The sequence below is a fragment of the Andreprevotia sp. IGB-42 genome, assembly GCF_009848685.1.
GTDB lineage: Bacteria > Pseudomonadota > Gammaproteobacteria > Burkholderiales > Chitinibacteraceae > Andreprevotia.
The window spans coordinates 23,433-39,578 of sequence record NZ_WXTX01000022.1; the positions used below are offsets into that span (position 1 = coordinate 23,433).

The window sequence follows — 16,146 nt, forward strand, 5'->3', positions numbered from 1 at the left end:
CGTGGATCCGCCGCCTTGATCCACGAGCCTGCAGACTTTCCGATGCGCTTTGACAATATCAACCTGTTGCGGGCATTTGCCGCAATCGCCGTGGTTGTCTATCACGTGATCGAGCACACCAACTGGGTCTCGTTTCCGCACGGAGGCCCCTGGGTGATTTTCCGGCTGGGCTGGATGGGCGTTGACCTGTTCTTTGTCATCAGCGGGTTCCTGATCACCTACAGCGCGTTGCTGCTTTATCGCAAAACGCCCGCAACGTTCGCCAGCAACTACTGGCGCCGCCGCCTTACCCGTATCCTGCCGCTGTATCTGTTGACGATGACGCTGTGGATCGCGTTCTGCTGGGATGGGTTTTTCCTGCAGGACACGCGCGACTGGGTGTGGCAACTCTTTACCCACCTGACCTTCATCCACAGTTTCTGGCCGGAAACGCATGGCGCCATCGATGGCGCCAACTGGAGCCTGGCGCTGGAAATGCAGTTCTACCTGCTGATCGCACTGTTGATCCGCTGGATAGACCGCACACCGGGCTGGCTGATCTGGGTCATCGGCATCAGCATTGCCTGGGCGTGGCGCGCCACCATGCTGGTGCTTTACGGCCACGGGGAAACCTTTACCCTGTTCCTGCACATCACCCAATTGCCCGGAACGCTGGATGAATTTGGCGCCGGCATGTTCCTGGCCAAGTATGTACTGGCGCAACGCGATAAAGCCATCAATCAATCATGGCGCCCCAGCCGGCAAACGCTGGGCTGGCTGGCTGCTTGTCTGCTCGCAGGTTATGTCACCATGAAGGTGTTCTGGGCGGGCGGCGCGTACTGGGACAAGGCGCATATGGTCATATTCTGGCGCACCCTGCTGGCAACAGCGTTGATGTGCGTGCTCGCCCTTGCCATCTACCTGCCCCAGGTCATCGCCATGCGCTGGATGCACCCTGTCGATCAACTGGGCGAAATCAGCTACGGCATTTACCTCTGGCACCTGTTCGCCATCCAGTTTGCTGCCGGTATCAGTGGCATCACTTCGCTGCAAACCCTGGTGGTGGTGCTGGCGCTGACTCTGCTCGCGGCAATGTGCTCATGGCACTATATGGAAAAACCCATCATGGAGATGGCCCGCTGACACGCTGCAGGCTGATGGCAGGCGCACGAACAACCTGCCAGGATGCGCACGATGCATCAACCAGGCAGGCATGGTTTTGGCAACCCGGTTGATGCGAACACCAGCCAGCAACGCCAAATCCCTTACACTCCCGGGAGAAATGGTTGGTGAGGCTTACTCCAGCCAGCCCAGTAACCGCGCCACCGGCATCAATGCACGCTTGAGACGCTGATTCTTGTTCACCACATAGCGCAAGCGCAGATACGCCCTGCTGCGCAAGCCATTGGCAAGCAGTTGCTTCGGCGCCGCAGTGAAGCTGAATGCAGCCCATGGTGCATCTGCGGGTGCATCCCCTTGCGGTTGCGCGCCAGCCAGCATGGCCTGGGTAAACTCAGCCGGGGCCTCTCCCTGCTGCAACGCAGCCTGCGTGGCCTGGAGCCAGGCATGCCCGTAGCGCAAATCGGGCTCGAGATGGCAGCCCTCCCCCCACTCGTTCCACGCATTGATGAAGACGGCAGGCACCGGCAGGTGTTGATCCTGCCGGGCCTGGTCAATCAGCGCGGCCAGCCACGCGCGATAAAGAACAGGATGGCTACCGTAATAGCAATGCCCGTACCGCAGGCGGCGAGCGGTATTATCCCAACTGGGCATCACGCAGCGAAAACGCGGGTAGGCCACCGCAGGTTTCGCCAACGCAAACCGCGCCGCATCGGCGTAACTGAAAATGCGTCCGCCAAAATCGGCAGGCTTGCCGGTCTGGCTATCAGCCAGTTCGGCAGCAATCATGCCGTGTGGCGGGAACTCCACCGCAGCATCGAAACCATGCACGGTCGGGTCACCAATACCGAAACTCTGCACCGCACACAGGTAAGGGTCGCCCACCCCCAGCGCACGGCATGCATCACGCCAGCGCCGCACCATGGCTGCGGGGTCCGGCAGGATATCGATGCGGTACACCAGCAACACCGGCCGGCCGTTGAAACGGATATAGCGCGGATCGGCAAAATAGCGGGCGACATCGTTGATCATCGCCAGATCGTCCTCGGGCGAGTGCTCCTGCGCGATCAGGATGTTGCGTTCGTCGCCATTCCAGCGGCGGGTCCAGTTTTCATTGGCCCAGCACAGACAGAAAGGATGGTCGGGTGCGCCACCGGCCAGCATGGCTTCCAGCGGTTGCTCGAGCAACCGCTTGCCATTGAACCAGTAGTAGTGGAAACAGAAACCGGTAATGCCGTATCGCGCCGCCAGGGCGGCCTGTTCGGCGCGCGCAGCATCCAGCCGCAGATCATAGAAACCCAGATCAGCAGGCAAATGCGGCTGGTAATGCCCGTCAAAGTTGGGCTGGGCGCGTACCACATTGGTCCACTCGGTAAAGCCTTTACCCCACCACGCATCATTCTCGGGAATGGGATGAAACTGCGGCAGGTGGAAAGCGATCAGCTGTACATCATTCATTGCCAGCGCTCCCTGCTGATCAGGCGCCACAGGCGGTAGATCATGCTCATGGTCAATTCCAGTCCCCAGCCGGCGAGGCGACGTTGCCAGCGCTTCAAGCGTGGTGTCGTCGCCAGCTTGATCCTTAAAAAGCCATGCGCATTGAACATGGCCTGCCGCATCGAATCGGGAAACGCATTTGCCAACCCCAGCGCAACACCCTTGGTCGCGAATGAACGCGCCACCGGCATGAACCCGCCTTGCAATGCACGCCGTGGCAGCAAGGCGGCATAATCGGACGCCATCTCGGCGCAGCTGCGATGCGCTTGCGCGCCAAGGCCGCTGCGGGCCACCGCCAGCAATGCAGGATCAGCATGCAGGCGGCGGATGACGCCAGCGTAGCTGGCAGCCGTTGGCTCGCACAGGAAGCCGTTGCTGCCATCGATTACGCGTTCCGGGTAGGCGCCATGCGCAGGCGCAATCGGCGGGATGCCCGCGCACATCAGTTCGCTGAGTGTATAGCTGAAGGTTTCCGGCCAGATGCTCATCAGCAGGCCTGCATCCGGAGCCAGCTCAGCCAGCAGCGCCGGCAATGCCTGGCGCTTGTAGCGCGGTATCACGGTAATCCCGCGCTTGTTGGCAAACTGGGCGCCACTTTCACCACAGCCAAGCAGGATGACCTCCGCATGCGCGGTGATTTGCGGCAGCAATGCTTCAAACAGCTTCAATCCCTTGTGCTCGGTCAGCGCTCCCAGCACCACCAGCTTCAGCTTGCCTCCGGCGACATGAGCTGCGGGTACCGGCACGGCCGCCGGGGACCACGCCATGCCATGCGGTATCACCTGCGGCGCCAGCGCGAGCAACGCCGGTTCCAGTTCGCCATAGTGATCAATCACCGATTGCGACGGCGCAATCAGCCTGACCTGCTGCGTACGAACCGTATCAAGATAGGCGCTGCGCAAGGACAGCCACTCGGCTGGCAGGACCGAGCGGAACAGATTGTTGATCGGGTTGCTGGCCGTACAGGCAGCAAGGCGATCCGGTGTGCAGCTGCGGCACGTTCCGCCGAAATGGATGTATAGCGCAGGGCAATAGGGGTAAAACTCGTGCCAGACATGTAGCGTTGGCAAGCCGGTACGCAATACGTCCAGCGAATGCCCGATCAGCGAAGAAACGATGACACTATCCACCAGATAGGTCTGGATAATCTCGCGGATTGCCGCTGCATATTCATGATGGTGCTGTGCAGTCGCGCAGATGCCGTCAGCAAAATCCCATACCCGCACCGGCTCGCCATGCGTAATATCCAGAAACAGTGCCAGACGTTGCCCATACAGGCCGACACTGCCGATCGACTTCAGGATCAGGTTCTGCCGATCTGGCGTGGCATCACAGTAATCGTGCACCCAGCGTTCAAGCCCGCCGCCCCAGCTATGCATGACGTGCAGCTGCACCGGCCGGCCATCGAGCAACGCATCCGGCAAAGGCAGTTCACCCAGCACACGGTAACGCAGCGGATTGGCATGCTCGAAAGCGCGCACGCGCGCCTCGAGTTGCGGCGGCGTGGCGAAATCGAGCGCATCCCCCGGCCAATCGAGCAGCAACACGTCGCTCAGCCCGTGACTGCCTCCCAGCAATTGCAGCGTCTGGCCCAACGCAACCCGCCCTTGCAGCTGGCGCAAATCCGCCTGGAGGCCGCGCGCCCGCGCGCACCATTCGGCGCGCAGGTACAGGCAAACCGGCGATGCCACCGGCACCGTCCAGGCCATGCCGGTGCTCTCGTTGAGCAGTATCCGGTCAAGCAGCGCCAACTCGTCTTCAGGCTGTTTGAAATCGGGCTGGTGCAAAGCAAAGCCGCGGCAACATGCAGAAAGCGTGGCAAACCCGGGGCTGGCCGCAACGGCGCCAGCCAGGCGCACGTCCCAGGTATGGGGCAAGCGCACCCCCCCCGCCAGCAACAGCAGGTCGCCTTGCTCAGCCAGCCGGGCGCAGGTCAACGGCCCGCCAGCATCGAGGATACGCACTCCCGGGCTATCGAGCATGGCTGACGCTGCAGGCAATGCGCGCAATGCGGATAACTGGTCTGCGCTGACAACCAGCGTGACTACCTGCTGCTGCACGCTGTGCGCCAGACAATCCTCCAGCGTGGCAAGCGTAGCCGCTGGCTTGTCCGCAGCCAGCAAGTACACCGTTGCCATATTCAAGCCAGTCGCAACGAGCGGGCGAGCGCACCCAGTTTCTTTGCCAGCTTCCAAGAGCGCGAATTATGGATCAGGCGCAACGCCTCCCGCTGGCGATACAGCTCGTTGCGCAGCAGCTCCGGCGAGTTCTCTTCGCCCAGCTCGTCGTGCGCTTCGGTCACCTGGTACCAGTGATGGTAGCTGCGCTCCGGATCATCGCAATTGAACGGATCCGGGAAGGCCTTGAGCAGATCCTGGCGGGTGCGATAGAGCACGCGCTGACGCTGTTCCACCTTGATACCATTGCCGAATACGCCGTATACACAGGGAATCCGCCCCAGCTCGCTCTGGCCGCTCTTTTCGCATTCCGCGATATACCACTCGCGCATCGCCCACAGCGTAGGGCTATCACTACCGTACTTCTTGAGCATGATGGCTTGCGCACCGCTATCGAATCCGGAGAAATGATACAGGCGCAAAGGCAGGCCATTTACCAGCAATCCGTCGGGCAACTCGCCAGTCACCTTGCGATGAGACAGGTTCCAGGTCGCCACGTTGTAGCCCGGATCGCGCACTACATGGATGTCTTCGAACAGGCAGGGCGCGAGATCAACCCAGCGCTGGTCGGTGAAAATGCCACCGGGGATATCGTCATAGCAGTGTTCCAGCAGGCGGTCCGCCCACCAGTCGATGAAACGGCGGCCCTCACCACTATTGCGCACCCCCAGGAAGCCGAGATTGAATACGCCATGCTTGAGGCTGCAGATCTCGTTGTCGATCACGGTTTCCGGCGTGACTTCGGGTTCGGTCTGATGCGGCGTCAACAGCACGCTGGCCTGGTCAAGCTTGTCGATCAGCGGGGTCAATGGCGCAAACACCACCATATCCGGGTCGAGATAGAACGCCTTGTCAGCCTTGCCCTGCTTGAACAGCCAGCGGAAAGCCGGGCCCTTGACTGCGGTGCACAGCTCAACCACCGAATGCATGAATGCCCAACGGGAGAAATCGGGAATCTCCAGCTGATCGGAAGTGACCACGCTGTCGAAGGGCTCCTTGTCCAGATCAAGCCAATCCGGCCGGGTGTCCGACAACAGCAGCATGAAATGGGAGTCAGGATGATGATGCTTGACCGATGCGGCAAGCACCCGCGCCTTGGGCAAATAATTGGTGGTAATGCTGGTAAAGAAAACAACCATGTCAATGATATCCAGTAGTTCGCGGGCTTGCGCCCGGGCGTTTTCAAAGGGAAATTCGTGTCAATCCGAGCAAGCGCCCAAGGCGCCATAGTTTGCTGTGGCGCACGCCGGCAAGCATGCCTTCGGCACGATCCAGCTGCAGTTGCAATGCGTCCCGCGATTGCTGCAATGCACAATTTGATTGCTGCTGCTCCGCCAGCTGTTGCCGCAGCGCGGCCAGCGCGGCTTCAAATCGTGCGTATTCAAGCGCGTGCTGGGTATCCGCATCGGCACGTTCGGTTTGCAGCGTTGCCACGGCATGCTCCAGCCGCAGTCCGTCATGCCGCGACTGCGCGAGCTGTTGTCCAAGCACGCTGGCCTCTGGCACTTGGGGCCAGCCCATTTCCAGTGCCAGCACGGTTTCTTCGTGCATGCAGGCTGCCAGCGGCGGCAATGGCAATATCAACGCCGGGTCTTCGCTGAATACGGCAAACAGCAATTGCGCGTCGTCCGGGCTGGCAGACATGGCCAGCATGCCGTGGACGTCCAGTATCTCGCCCTGGGATGGTTGCCACTGCCATAACACGCGACCAGCCCGATCCATCAAGCGCACACCATACAGACGCAGCACGCCGGGGCGGTCGGCCGGGTCGATCCGCAGCGCCCGCAACGGGGCACTCAGCTGCGGCAAGGGAAAGTGCAAGGTCTGGCGTCCGACACCCGTCAGACCGAACGTGCTCACGCTATCCGCTTCGGTGAATACCGGCGCAAGAGTATCTGCGTCGGCGGCAGCGGCCCAGTAAACCTGGGCCAGAAAATGCGGTGCCTCAACCTGCGGCAATACTTCCGCAGCCTCCGGCGCTACGCCAGCAGTACCGGCAAGCACGACAAACTGGTAGGCATGTGCATCCACGCGCGCACAAAGATAACGTTGCACCGCTGGCGGCAGCCGGTCTGCATAGCCGGGGTCAAATTCGCTCCACGGCAATGGACGCACCACGGAATGCCAGCCGCGCGCAGCCAGGCCCGCCGACTGCAACAGCCTTTGCAAGGAGCGGCGCGTGAAGAAACGCAAGTGCGTGCTGTCCAGCAAGCCTTCGTTGCGATACAGGAAGTCTCCGCCAAGCAATTCGGCGATCACGCCCACATAACCCACATTGGGGATGGAAATGATGATCTCGCCATCATCGGCCAACAGGGTGGTCAGCGCGGCCAGCACGGATTCGGGCCTGGTCACATGCTCCAGCACGTCAGCACACACGATATAGCGGTAGCGCCGCTCGCCCAATGCGGCGAGCGCACAGGGCGCGGTCAGGTCGAGCAGCCAGATGTCGCGATAATGCGATTGAGCGCGCTCAAGTTCAGCCTGGTTGTAGGTGATGCCATCGACCATGGGCCAGCCATGCGCGAGCAGATAACGCCCCAGCGCGCCGCTGCCGGTTCCCACATCCAGTACCGCGCCGGGCGCCTGGATCAGCTGGGTGACATGGCTGAGCGAATCCCCCGCAGTGCCTGCGACTTCCCTTTCGTATACGTGCGTTTCCATTACTTCACTCCGAACCATGGCACGACAGCACACGGCATGCGGCCGGCCTGTGCGCGCTCAATTGATGCGCCCCAGCGCCACCGTCGTGGGCAATGCCATCATGCCGTGTAATACGCGGCTTTGTGACTGGAACGCCCGGGCATCGTGTATCCAGTGCAGCATGCGATGATCATGCTGGTCACCATCGGCAATTGCGGCGGTAATGACGTAGTCGCCGGCAAGCAGATAGGGCAAGCGAAAACTGAATTCGGCCATCAACCGCTCTCCAGCATGCGCATTGTTCGCCTGGCCGCTGGCATGCGGCACCGAGTTTTCGCCAAAAATCACCTGCCCCAGGCGATCCTTGACATAAAAACCGATGATGGGGCAGGCAATCGGTGCCAGCACCGTCGCCTCGATGCGCAATAGCGCCGCTTCTCCGCCATTGCTGACCAATAGCGGTTCACCCCGCTCGTTTTCGAATACGACCGTGTCTATCCGCGCGCCGCCATCACCAAATGCGTGTTCGCTGTCGGGCACATCAAGCATGCTCCCGCTCACCTGCATGGCTGCCCCGGCAGCAAAGTCATCGCCCGCAGCGGCTTGCTGCGTCACTGTCGCCACGTCCAGCCCATCTTCATTGGCATACTTGCTTTGCAGGTACTGCTCCGATACCCACTTGGCCGATCCCTGCGCCCTGATTACGCCCCGATCCAGCCAGATGGCGCGATCACAAAGCGCGACGACAGCAGCACTGTCGTGACTGACAAACAGCAGCGTGCCACCCTGATCACGGAAACGCCGCAAGAAGCGCATGCATTTCTGGGTAAAGAATGCATCACCCACCGCCAGCGCCTCGTCAACCACCAATACGTCCGCATCAACATGCGCAATGACCGCAAAAGCCAGCCGGACAAACATCCCGCTTGAATAGGTTTTTACCGGTTGATGGACGAAATCACCGATATCCGCAAAAGCCAGGATATCGGGCAAGCGTGCATCTACCTCTGCCGATGACAAGCCAAGGATCGCCGCATTGAGGTAGATATTTTCAATGCCGCTGAATTCCGGATTGAACCCGGCCCCGAGTTCCAGCAGCGCAGCAACGCGCCCCATCACCCGCACTTGGCCGCTGGTGGGGTTGAGCGTGCCGCAAATCACTTGCAGCAAGGTCGATTTGCCCGAACCATTGCGGCCGATGATACCCACTGTTTCCCCGGGCATCACGGCAAAACTGACATCATCCAGCGCCTGGAATTCGCGGCTCCAGCGGCCATGCGTGCGCAGCAACGCTTCAAGCAGGCGATGATGGGGCTTCTCGAATACCGGAAACGATTTGTTCAGCTCGCGCACTTCAATGACGGGGCTAGAGGACATCGGCAAACCCCGTGCGCAAACGCATGAACAGCCAGGCGCCACCCAGCGCCACTGCCACGGCAATCAGCGAATACACGGCCAGCGCAGACCAGTCAGGCCATTGACCGGCAAACAGCGCAAGCCGCAGCGATTCGATCGGCAGCGTCACCGGGTTGGCGCGGAGCATGGGCTGGAACGACTGCGGCAGTGCCGAAACCGGGTAGAAAACCGGAGAAAGAAACTGCATGGCTGTGACCACCAGACCGATCAACTGACCGATGTCACGCAAATAGGTGCCGAGCGCAGCCAGTATCCAGGCCAGCCCCAGCAGCAGCAGCAGCAGGGGTGCAAAAATCAGCGGGACAGCCAGCGCCGACGCAGGCAGCCCGCGCTGCACCCATGCTGCCGCGACTACCAGCATCAGCAAGGTGATCAACGTATGCACTGCGGCCACCCCCAACGCCGACACCGGCAGCACTTCGAGCGGAAAGACCACCTTCTTGACGTAATTGGCTTGCTGCACGATCAGCATCGGTGCGCGCGACACCACTTCGGCAAACAGCGAAAAAACCGTGATGCCGGCAAACAGCATCAAAGCAAAATGGCCGTCGCCGGACTGGGCGACACCCCAGCGGGCCTTGAACACCACACTGAACACAAAGGTGTACACCGCCAGCATCAGCAACGGCGTCACGAATGACCACATCAATCCGAGCAGCGAACCGCGATAGCGGCTATGCATTTCACGCGTAACGAATTTGCCTATCAGCGCACGCTGGCGTAGCAACTGCAGGAAAAACTGCAACAACCCGCTGTCCTTGCCGGGCGTGGCATGCACTGCTGTCATACGGAAAGCAGCAACGAGAAATGCTGCAGACGCTGGCGAACATGCCGACGCAGGCTGTCAAATGCGCCCAGCACCGGTTTGCGGCAAACCAGCGTGGTGTCCTGCCAGACCATGCTGTCATCGGTGGGATTATCACCCCCCCAATGGGTTTCCGCTTTCAGCACCTCCATCCCGGCAAACTTGCCCATGGCGCGCGCACCATCCGGATAGAAACGCCAGCAATCAACCGGATAGCGATGCTCGGGGCCGCTGGAGGGCACAATGATGCAAACCAGCCCGCCCGGCTTGAGTACACGCGACATTTCCAGCAGCGACAGCCAGAAATACTCGACATGCTCGAACACCTGCCCGGAGATGAAGACATCCACCGAACCCGAAGGAATTTCCTTCCAGCTGTACGGCTCGCGCAATACGACGTCCACGTTCAAGCCCGGCTGCAGATCCACGCCTGTGTAGCGCCAGGCCGGGTCGTCGAAAAGCGTTCGGTAGCTGGCGCCAATTTCAGTACTGCCCAGATCCAGGATCGATAACGGCTTGCCGGCAAACCCGGTCAGGTATTCCTGCCGGAACAACATCATTTTGTGCAGCGAACTACCGTGCATGAAGACCTACTTGAGAAATTGAAGTGGATTTGAAAGCGCTCCTGCTGATGAGCAGGCCGGTATCGCGTGCGCGGCAGTTGTTAGCAACCCGTGGCGCAGTACAGGCGCGGCAAAGATGCATATGCCTCAGACAAGCAGCAAGCTACGTATAAGCTGCGAATAATAAAGCCATTACCCTGCTGTATCAAGCCGACATCAATGGATGCCGCGCCGTGAAAATGCACCGTCACCGCCGGAAAACGCCGGCTGGCAACCCTGCCCTGCGGGGTTGTGCCTGCACAAATTTTGACCGGTTTGATGGTATAGTTCAGCCTCCCATTTTTTCTGTTTCGATGCCATCGATCGCAAAGCCACCCGGCCAGGCAGGCTTCCGGCGATCAGCCCCCCGGGCATGTGCCGGAATACGAGACCAATTCCATCGCTGGACATGACGTGAACATCTCCGCAACGCCCACTTCCTTCGATACATTGACCGACTGGGTACAACGTGCTGCCCGGGCAACCGGCCGCTGGCTGGGGCTATTGCCCGCCAATCAGGTATTGCCGCGCCAGCGCTGCCATTTCGTACTGGTTCCCTTGCGTGGTGTTCCCCGCAAGCACATTGAATCGGCCATCCGGCTGCGGCTGCAGCAACTGGGCCTGTTCGAGCAGATCGGCCTTGCATACCGCATCGTGGGCGATGCCGCGCAGGTCTGGTACTGGGATGATGCACTGGCCCGGCGCCTGTTTCCCGGGGGGCACGCGCTGCCCTGGCCGGAGCCGCTGTGGCGTGAACCGCTGCAGACAGGCAGCCGTCTTGTGCATTGCGCAGAGGGATATGAACTCGAAGGTGTCAACCCGCAGGGCATATATCGCTCGCGCTGGTATGCACAGCGCCCCGGGGACGATGAACGCCAGGCATTCCATCGCGATCTGGGCATCACCCCGGATGCTGGCGAAGCCAGCACTGCAACACCCGAAGCCCGCAAGTCGCCGCAAACCGGCTGGCGCGCGCTCAGTGCCGCGGCCAGGCCGGTCCCAGCCTGGGTACTGATCTGCCTGTTGCTGATCACGGTCGCAGGCGCCATTGCAGTCATCGAGGTGATCCAGATCACCCGGATCAATCAGCAGGCACGCCTGCTGGAAGTGGAAGTCAAACAGCTGCGCCGCCAGACCGCTACGCTGAGCGCACTGGAAGCTGCTGCCCGGCAACTGCAGCCCACCACCGATGCCTTGCTGGATTATTCACACTCGCCCAGGCAGTTGCACTGGCTGGCACAAATGGCGCAACTGGGCATCATTGGCCAGGTCAGCGACGCTTATATCGCCGACTGGGTATACCGGAGTGGCAATGTGACAACCACACTACGCCTCGGGCCCAAGGCCAAAAGTGCGGATGTCCTGTCGATGCTGGAAAAAGCCACGCTATTCGATGATGTGGTCTTGCTGCCCGATCCGCCCCAGGGCACTTTGCGCGTTCAACTCAAGCTGCCCGCTGCAAGTGCATCCACCCCGCCACAGGCCAGCGACGAATGACCTGGTACTGCAACCGCCCGGCAACCGCCATCCAGCAACCGATTTTCCCGGATACACCATGGCATTAAGCAGCTCTCAATCTCCGGATGCACCAGCCCAGCAGGCCGGTGTCCGGCTCTGGCAAGCGCTGGCACAACAAAGCCGGCAACTGGGGGCGAGCATCGCAGCCAACCCGCGCCTGCAATGGGGACTGGCCGGCATCGCGCTGATCGCCATCACCTCCGGCCTGCTCACGCTGGATGATCAGCGCACCGTCAGCCTGCGCAAAATCGAGGCAATGCGCGATACGAATGCCAGCTTGCGCAAGCAATTGGGCAACAGCGCCCAGCAGGTGCTGTTGCAAGCGCGCCTGGACGGCACCCGCGCGCAAATCGAATCCTCGCTGTGGCAATTTGCCACGCCCGTGGTTGCCCAGGCCGAATTCAGCGACTGGCTCAACACCACGCTCAAAGACAGTGGTGCACGCGAGCTCAAGGTCACGCAGCCGACGTTCAGGTACCTGAATGCAGGCGCCCCGGCCGACACGACCGCCGATAGCACCGGCAACGAGTGCACGGATGGCGCGCAATGCGAGCTGATCGAACTGCGTGCACAATTGCGTTTTTCCTTTGACCCGGCCGGTTTTGCAAAAACGTTGGCAACGATCGAGAACGGTGACCGGGCGATGCGGATCGAGCAAATGACGCTCAATACCGCAGAGCGCCGAGTGGAGTTGACCGTACAGACATTGGCCCGACTTGCCGAACCCACCGGCAAGGCAAACGCCTCCGCAGCCCAGGCAGCCAGCAGCCCCGCCACAACCGATGCCAGCAAACCCGCAGATGCATCGGCCAGTGCGCCCAAACCCGTGGTGGAAGTCAAATGGTAGCGCTTTACCGTTGCGGCATACTTGCCGTCATCGTCTGGATCATCGTCGGCGTTTACGCTTGGACCACCTTCGCGCTGCCAGAGCATGGCAAGGTGGTGGGGCTTGCCAAACGGCAAACGCAGTTCGAGCTGCCGCGCCCGGTCAATCTGCGACCTGACCTCGCGGTGCTGGCGCAGAGCGACCTCTGGGGACGCCCGAACGCCACCACGCAAGTAGCGGGTGCAGCGGCATCCCAACCAGCTGAGGTCTGGGCGCGCATTGCCGTGGTCAAAGAGGACAAAAACGCATACGTGCTACTCAGCAGTCCCAAGGGTGAGATCAAGCCGTTCAAGGTCGGTGACACACTGCCCGATGGCAGCAAGCTGATCAAGGTCAGCCCGGAAGAAGTGATCGTTCGCCCGGGCAGTGGCAAACCCCAGACCTTCCGCTTGCTGAACTAAGCAGCAAAAGAAACGACCAAGACGCGGTAGCACAACACCCGATAGAAGCACGTATTCAGGCAGAACCATGAAATTGATCTCCAGCTCCAGCACCCACTCTGCGCCCCAGGCCAAAATGCGCCCCATCGTTTCGGTCCTGCTCGCCGCAAGCATGCTGGGTGGCTGCGCCAATCAATCCAGATGGCTGGACAATGCCTTTCCGGAGCTGCCTCCGCGCGAGCGAGGCCAACTGGCCGGCACCCCGGAACAGCAGGGTAGCGAAGCACCGGCCAATCGCTTCTTCCAGACCCCGGTAGCCCCGACGCGCAAGGCACCGCCACTTGCGGTCGCACCGGGCCATACGGAAGCCAATGTGCCCGGCAAGGAAGCCGTGGTGTCGTTCAACAGCATGCCCCTGGCCCAGTTCATTGATTCGGTTTACGGCGTCATCCTGAAAAAAACCATCGCCATCGATCCTCAGGTACTGCAACGGCGTGATCTGGTCAGCATGAAAACCGGCAAGCCGCTGGCACCCAATGAGCTTTATACCGCCGCCAACACCGTGTTGCGCTCGTACGGGATCGCCATCCAGGAGTTGCCCGGCCTGACCCGTTTTGTGCCGGATAATGCCGATAGCAGTTCCTTGCCGGAAATCCGCCGTGGCCGGGCCTTGCCGGAAGTACCGGAGAGCCTGCGCCCACTGTTCTACTTGGCCGAGCTGGAAAATACCAACGTCAACAATGCAATCAACTGGATGCGTACCGCATTCAAGGACAAGGTGACGCTGCAGGAAGACAATACCCGCAACGCGGTGCTGATCAGCGGCTCGCCGCAAAGCGTGTCTGCGGCGATGCAAGCGTTGCAGGTACTGGATCAGCCGCTGATGCGCGGCAAACTCAGCGTGCGGATTTCCCCCACCTACTGGTCGGCTGAAGAGCTTTCCAAGCGTATGTCCGATGTGCTGACCGCCGAAGGCTATTACAACGCAACACAGCCGGCGACCAGCGCGCCAGTGGTGATCATCCCGATCGGCGCCATCAACTCGGTCATTGTTTTTGCCAACAACCAGAACGTACTGGATCACATCGTCAAGTGGACAGAAGAACTGGACCAGCCATCAGAAGCGCGCAACGGCAATTACTTCATCTACCCCGTGCGCAATGCCGATGCATCCGACATCGCCACGACACTGTCCCAAGTCATGGGCTCGGGCACTACTGCGGCGGCTGCCGGGCCCGCCACTGCAACGGCAACAACCGGGAAAGCGGCGCCGCGCGTAGTGGTGAACAAAGCCACCAACAGCCTGATTTTCCAGGCCACAGCCGGTGAATACCAGCAATGGTATGGCCTGATCAGGGAACTGGATCGCCCGGCCAAAAGCGCACTGGTTACCGTATCAGTCGCGGAAGTGCGCCTGCAGGATGGCGAGCAGCTGGGCTTTGAATGGATGGTGAAAAACCTGCGCTTGGGCGGACTGACCGGCACACTGTCAACACTGGGTTCGTTCGGCACCAAGGACATCGGCGGCCTGTCGTTGTCTCTCGGCGCCGAAGCCGGCTCCCCCACCGTCATCCTCAATGCACTGGCGCAGGCCACCAAGGCGCGCGTGCTGTCCAATCCAACGCTGCTCACACGCAGCGGCGAAGAAGCCACCATCACGGTTGGCCAGGAAGTCCCTACGGTAACCAGCCAGCAATCCAACGCGGATACCGGCAGCGCCACCGGCGGCGTACTGCAAACCATCCAGTACCGCAACACCGGGGTCATTCTCAAAGTCAAACCCGTGGTACATGCAGGCGGGCGCATCGACCTGAACGTCAGCCAGGAAGTCAGTACCGTTGTCGACGTCAAGGCTGGCAGTGCGCTGTCTCCGACCATCTCCACCCGCAAGGTCGATACCAAGCTGACCGTACTCGACGGCAATACCGTCGTACTTGGCGGCCTGATGTCGGACAACCGTGACAACTCGGATACCGGCGTCCCCTATGCCAAGGACATTCCCGGCTTGGGACTGCTGTTCAAAAGCAGCAATTACAAGACGGATCGCACTGAACTCATCATCCTGATTACGGCTTACTCGATCGAAGACGACTACGATACCCAATCGATTTCGGATGCGTTCCGCACGCGCTTCCCTTGGTCGGACACGCTGTTCCGCGAAGCCCCCAAACGCAATGCCGCAACAGACAGCATGGGCAGCGCCGCACCCGGTGAAAAAGTCTATATCAGCACATCAAAACCCTACGTCCCCAAAACCGGCAATGCATCGCCAGCGACGGATGATGCACTCAGCACAAAAACCACAACCGGTTCCGGTGAACAATTCGTAACGCCGCCGGGCAACACGCCATCTGGCAGCGGCACGAGTCCCGCCACGCAAGCGGCGCCACCCAAGGATGTCGTCATGTCCGGCAACCCGAAAGACGGTAAGGCGGTCTCGGACGAGGCGCTCAAGAAAGAGCTGCTGGAAGCACTGAAAGGGAGCCTCAATCCCTGAACCACCCCGGGCCTGTTGCTTTTCAGCAACAAGCTTGGCCAACACCGGCATTGCGTGCCACCCATGCAAGCAGCAACTCTCAATCATCCGCCATGCGCGGCGTAGTTATGGCCAGACCAGCGTAATTGCTTGTTTTATATCCAAATATAAGCATGGCCTTATAAAAAATATCATGCCGCCCCCCCCCCTCCCGGATGAAGGCAATTCGCCCCGCATGTGAACAGTGTCACAGCCCATGCCGTGGGCATTGCCATCAATCCCGTCGGGCTTGGCGCATTTGTGGCACGTGAATTAAGCTAAACCCCAGCGGCTCTAGAGGCGTCGGGCAAGCAGGCAATGCCATATGAATGGCCTTGCTTCACGCTGGCAGAAAATCTGTCAATGCACCTGCAACAGCAATGTGTATGCGACAGCGTGGCGTTAGTGATGGCTTACGCCTACTTAGCGTTTTCTTAGCACTGCCCGGCAAACTAAGTTGCATTGGACCAACCGCAGCAGTTAATATTGCGTTGCCGAATTAGCTAGGCGGCATGCGCACAAACCTGCTCAGGTTGGCATGCATTCGAATGCATTATGTTTGAGGACTAAGCAAACCATGAATCAAAAGCTGATTTCCCGCCTCGTAGT

Annotated in this window: 12 protein-coding genes; 5 read left to right on the forward strand and 7 right to left on the reverse strand. The window is 60.3% G+C overall.

The window, feature by feature from the left end; all coding sequences use genetic code 11:
- Positions 1-42 precede the first annotated feature (42 nt).
- Positions 43-1,122, forward strand: coding sequence for an acyltransferase (locus IGB42_RS20795; RefSeq protein WP_159675348.1), 1,080 nt, complete (start codon positions 43-45; stop codon positions 1,120-1,122).
- Positions 1,123-1,275: 153 nt separating this feature from the next.
- Here the strand turns inward: IGB42_RS20795 and IGB42_RS20800 are convergent, their stop codons facing one another.
- Genes IGB42_RS20800 through IGB42_RS20830 form a run of 7 tightly spaced genes read right to left on the reverse strand, consistent with a single transcriptional unit; the run spans position 1,276 to position 10,220 of the window.
- Positions 1,276-2,556 carry a glycoside hydrolase family 99-like domain-containing protein gene (locus IGB42_RS20800; RefSeq protein WP_159675350.1) on the reverse strand — a complete coding sequence of 427 codons (1,281 nt, stop codon included), beginning with the start codon at positions 2,554-2,556 and terminating at the stop codon, positions 1,276-1,278.
- On the reverse strand, positions 2,553-4,733 hold the full coding sequence (locus tag IGB42_RS20805; RefSeq protein ID WP_159675352.1) for a glycosyltransferase: 2,181 nt from the start codon (positions 4,731-4,733) through the stop codon (positions 2,553-2,555). Before IGB42_RS20805 ends, IGB42_RS20800 begins: the two co-directional genes overlap by 4 nt.
- A 2-nt stretch (positions 4,734-4,735) precedes the next feature.
- Positions 4,736-5,911, reverse strand: a complete 1,176-nt coding sequence (locus IGB42_RS20810) for a glycosyl transferase (RefSeq protein WP_159675354.1) — start codon at positions 5,909-5,911, stop codon at positions 4,736-4,738.
- Positions 5,912-5,954: 43 nt separating this feature from the next.
- Positions 5,955-7,436, reverse strand: a complete 1,482-nt coding sequence (locus IGB42_RS20815; protein ID WP_159675356.1) for a methyltransferase domain-containing protein — start codon at positions 7,434-7,436, stop codon at positions 5,955-5,957.
- A gap of 57 nt (positions 7,437-7,493) precedes the next feature.
- Positions 7,494-8,792, reverse strand: coding sequence for an ABC transporter ATP-binding protein (locus IGB42_RS20820; protein WP_159675358.1), 1,299 nt, complete (start codon positions 8,790-8,792; stop codon positions 7,494-7,496).
- Positions 8,782-9,618: an ABC transporter permease gene (locus tag IGB42_RS20825; RefSeq protein ID WP_159675360.1), complete on the reverse strand. Its 837-nt coding sequence runs from the start codon at positions 9,616-9,618 to the stop codon at positions 8,782-8,784. Before IGB42_RS20825 ends, IGB42_RS20820 begins: the two co-directional genes overlap by 11 nt.
- Positions 9,615-10,220, reverse strand: a complete 606-nt coding sequence (locus IGB42_RS20830; protein WP_159675362.1) for a methyltransferase domain-containing protein — start codon at positions 10,218-10,220, stop codon at positions 9,615-9,617. The genes IGB42_RS20825 and IGB42_RS20830 overlap by 4 nt, the downstream gene beginning before the upstream one ends.
- Positions 10,221-10,652: 432 nt before the next feature.
- Here IGB42_RS20830 and IGB42_RS20835 point away from each other — a divergent pair, with 432 nt between their 5' ends.
- From IGB42_RS20835 to IGB42_RS20850, 4 genes are all read left to right on the forward strand, one after another.
- Positions 10,653-11,735 (forward strand): hypothetical protein, encoded by a 1,083-nt coding sequence (locus IGB42_RS20835; RefSeq protein ID WP_159675364.1) that lies wholly within the window; start codon positions 10,653-10,655, stop codon positions 11,733-11,735.
- A gap of 58 nt (positions 11,736-11,793) precedes the next feature.
- Entirely contained in the window at positions 11,794-12,603 is an 810-nt protein-coding gene (locus IGB42_RS20840; RefSeq protein WP_159675366.1) for a hypothetical protein, read from the forward strand.
- Complete coding sequence (locus IGB42_RS20845) at positions 12,597-13,043, forward strand: hypothetical protein (protein ID WP_159675368.1); 447 nt, start codon at positions 12,597-12,599, stop codon at positions 13,041-13,043. Before IGB42_RS20840 ends, IGB42_RS20845 begins: the two co-directional genes overlap by 7 nt.
- Positions 13,044-13,110: 67 nt before the next feature.
- Positions 13,111-15,519, forward strand: coding sequence for a secretin N-terminal domain-containing protein (locus IGB42_RS20850; RefSeq protein ID WP_159675370.1), 2,409 nt, complete (start codon positions 13,111-13,113; stop codon positions 15,517-15,519).
- Positions 15,520-16,146: the final 627 nt, after the last annotated feature.

Bases quoted from the DNA above. Each gene is read 5' to 3' on its own strand.
- IGB42_RS20795 (WP_159675348.1), top strand. From the start codon at position 43: ATGCGCTTTGACAATATCAACCTGTTGCGGGCATTTGCCGCAATCGCC.
- IGB42_RS20800 (WP_159675350.1), bottom strand. From the start codon at position 2,556: ATGAATGATGTACAGCTGATCGCTTTCCACCTGCCGCAGTTTCATCCC.
- IGB42_RS20805 (WP_159675352.1), bottom strand. From the start codon at position 4,733: ATGGCAACGGTGTACTTGCTGGCTGCGGACAAGCCAGCGGCTACGCTT.
- IGB42_RS20810 (WP_159675354.1), bottom strand. From the start codon at position 5,911: ATGGTTGTTTTCTTTACCAGCATTACCACCAATTATTTGCCCAAGGCG.
- IGB42_RS20815 (WP_159675356.1), bottom strand. From the start codon at position 7,436: ATGGAAACGCACGTATACGAAAGGGAAGTCGCAGGCACTGCGGGGGAT.
- IGB42_RS20820 (WP_159675358.1), bottom strand. From the start codon at position 8,792: ATGTCCTCTAGCCCCGTCATTGAAGTGCGCGAGCTGAACAAATCGTTT.
- IGB42_RS20825 (WP_159675360.1), bottom strand. From the start codon at position 9,618: ATGACAGCAGTGCATGCCACGCCCGGCAAGGACAGCGGGTTGTTGCAG.
- IGB42_RS20830 (WP_159675362.1), bottom strand. From the start codon at position 10,220: ATGCACGGTAGTTCGCTGCACAAAATGATGTTGTTCCGGCAGGAATAC.
- IGB42_RS20840 (WP_159675366.1), top strand. From the start codon at position 11,794: ATGGCATTAAGCAGCTCTCAATCTCCGGATGCACCAGCCCAGCAGGCC.
- IGB42_RS20845 (WP_159675368.1), top strand. From the start codon at position 12,597: ATGGTAGCGCTTTACCGTTGCGGCATACTTGCCGTCATCGTCTGGATC.
- IGB42_RS20850 (WP_159675370.1), top strand. From the start codon at position 13,111: ATGAAATTGATCTCCAGCTCCAGCACCCACTCTGCGCCCCAGGCCAAA.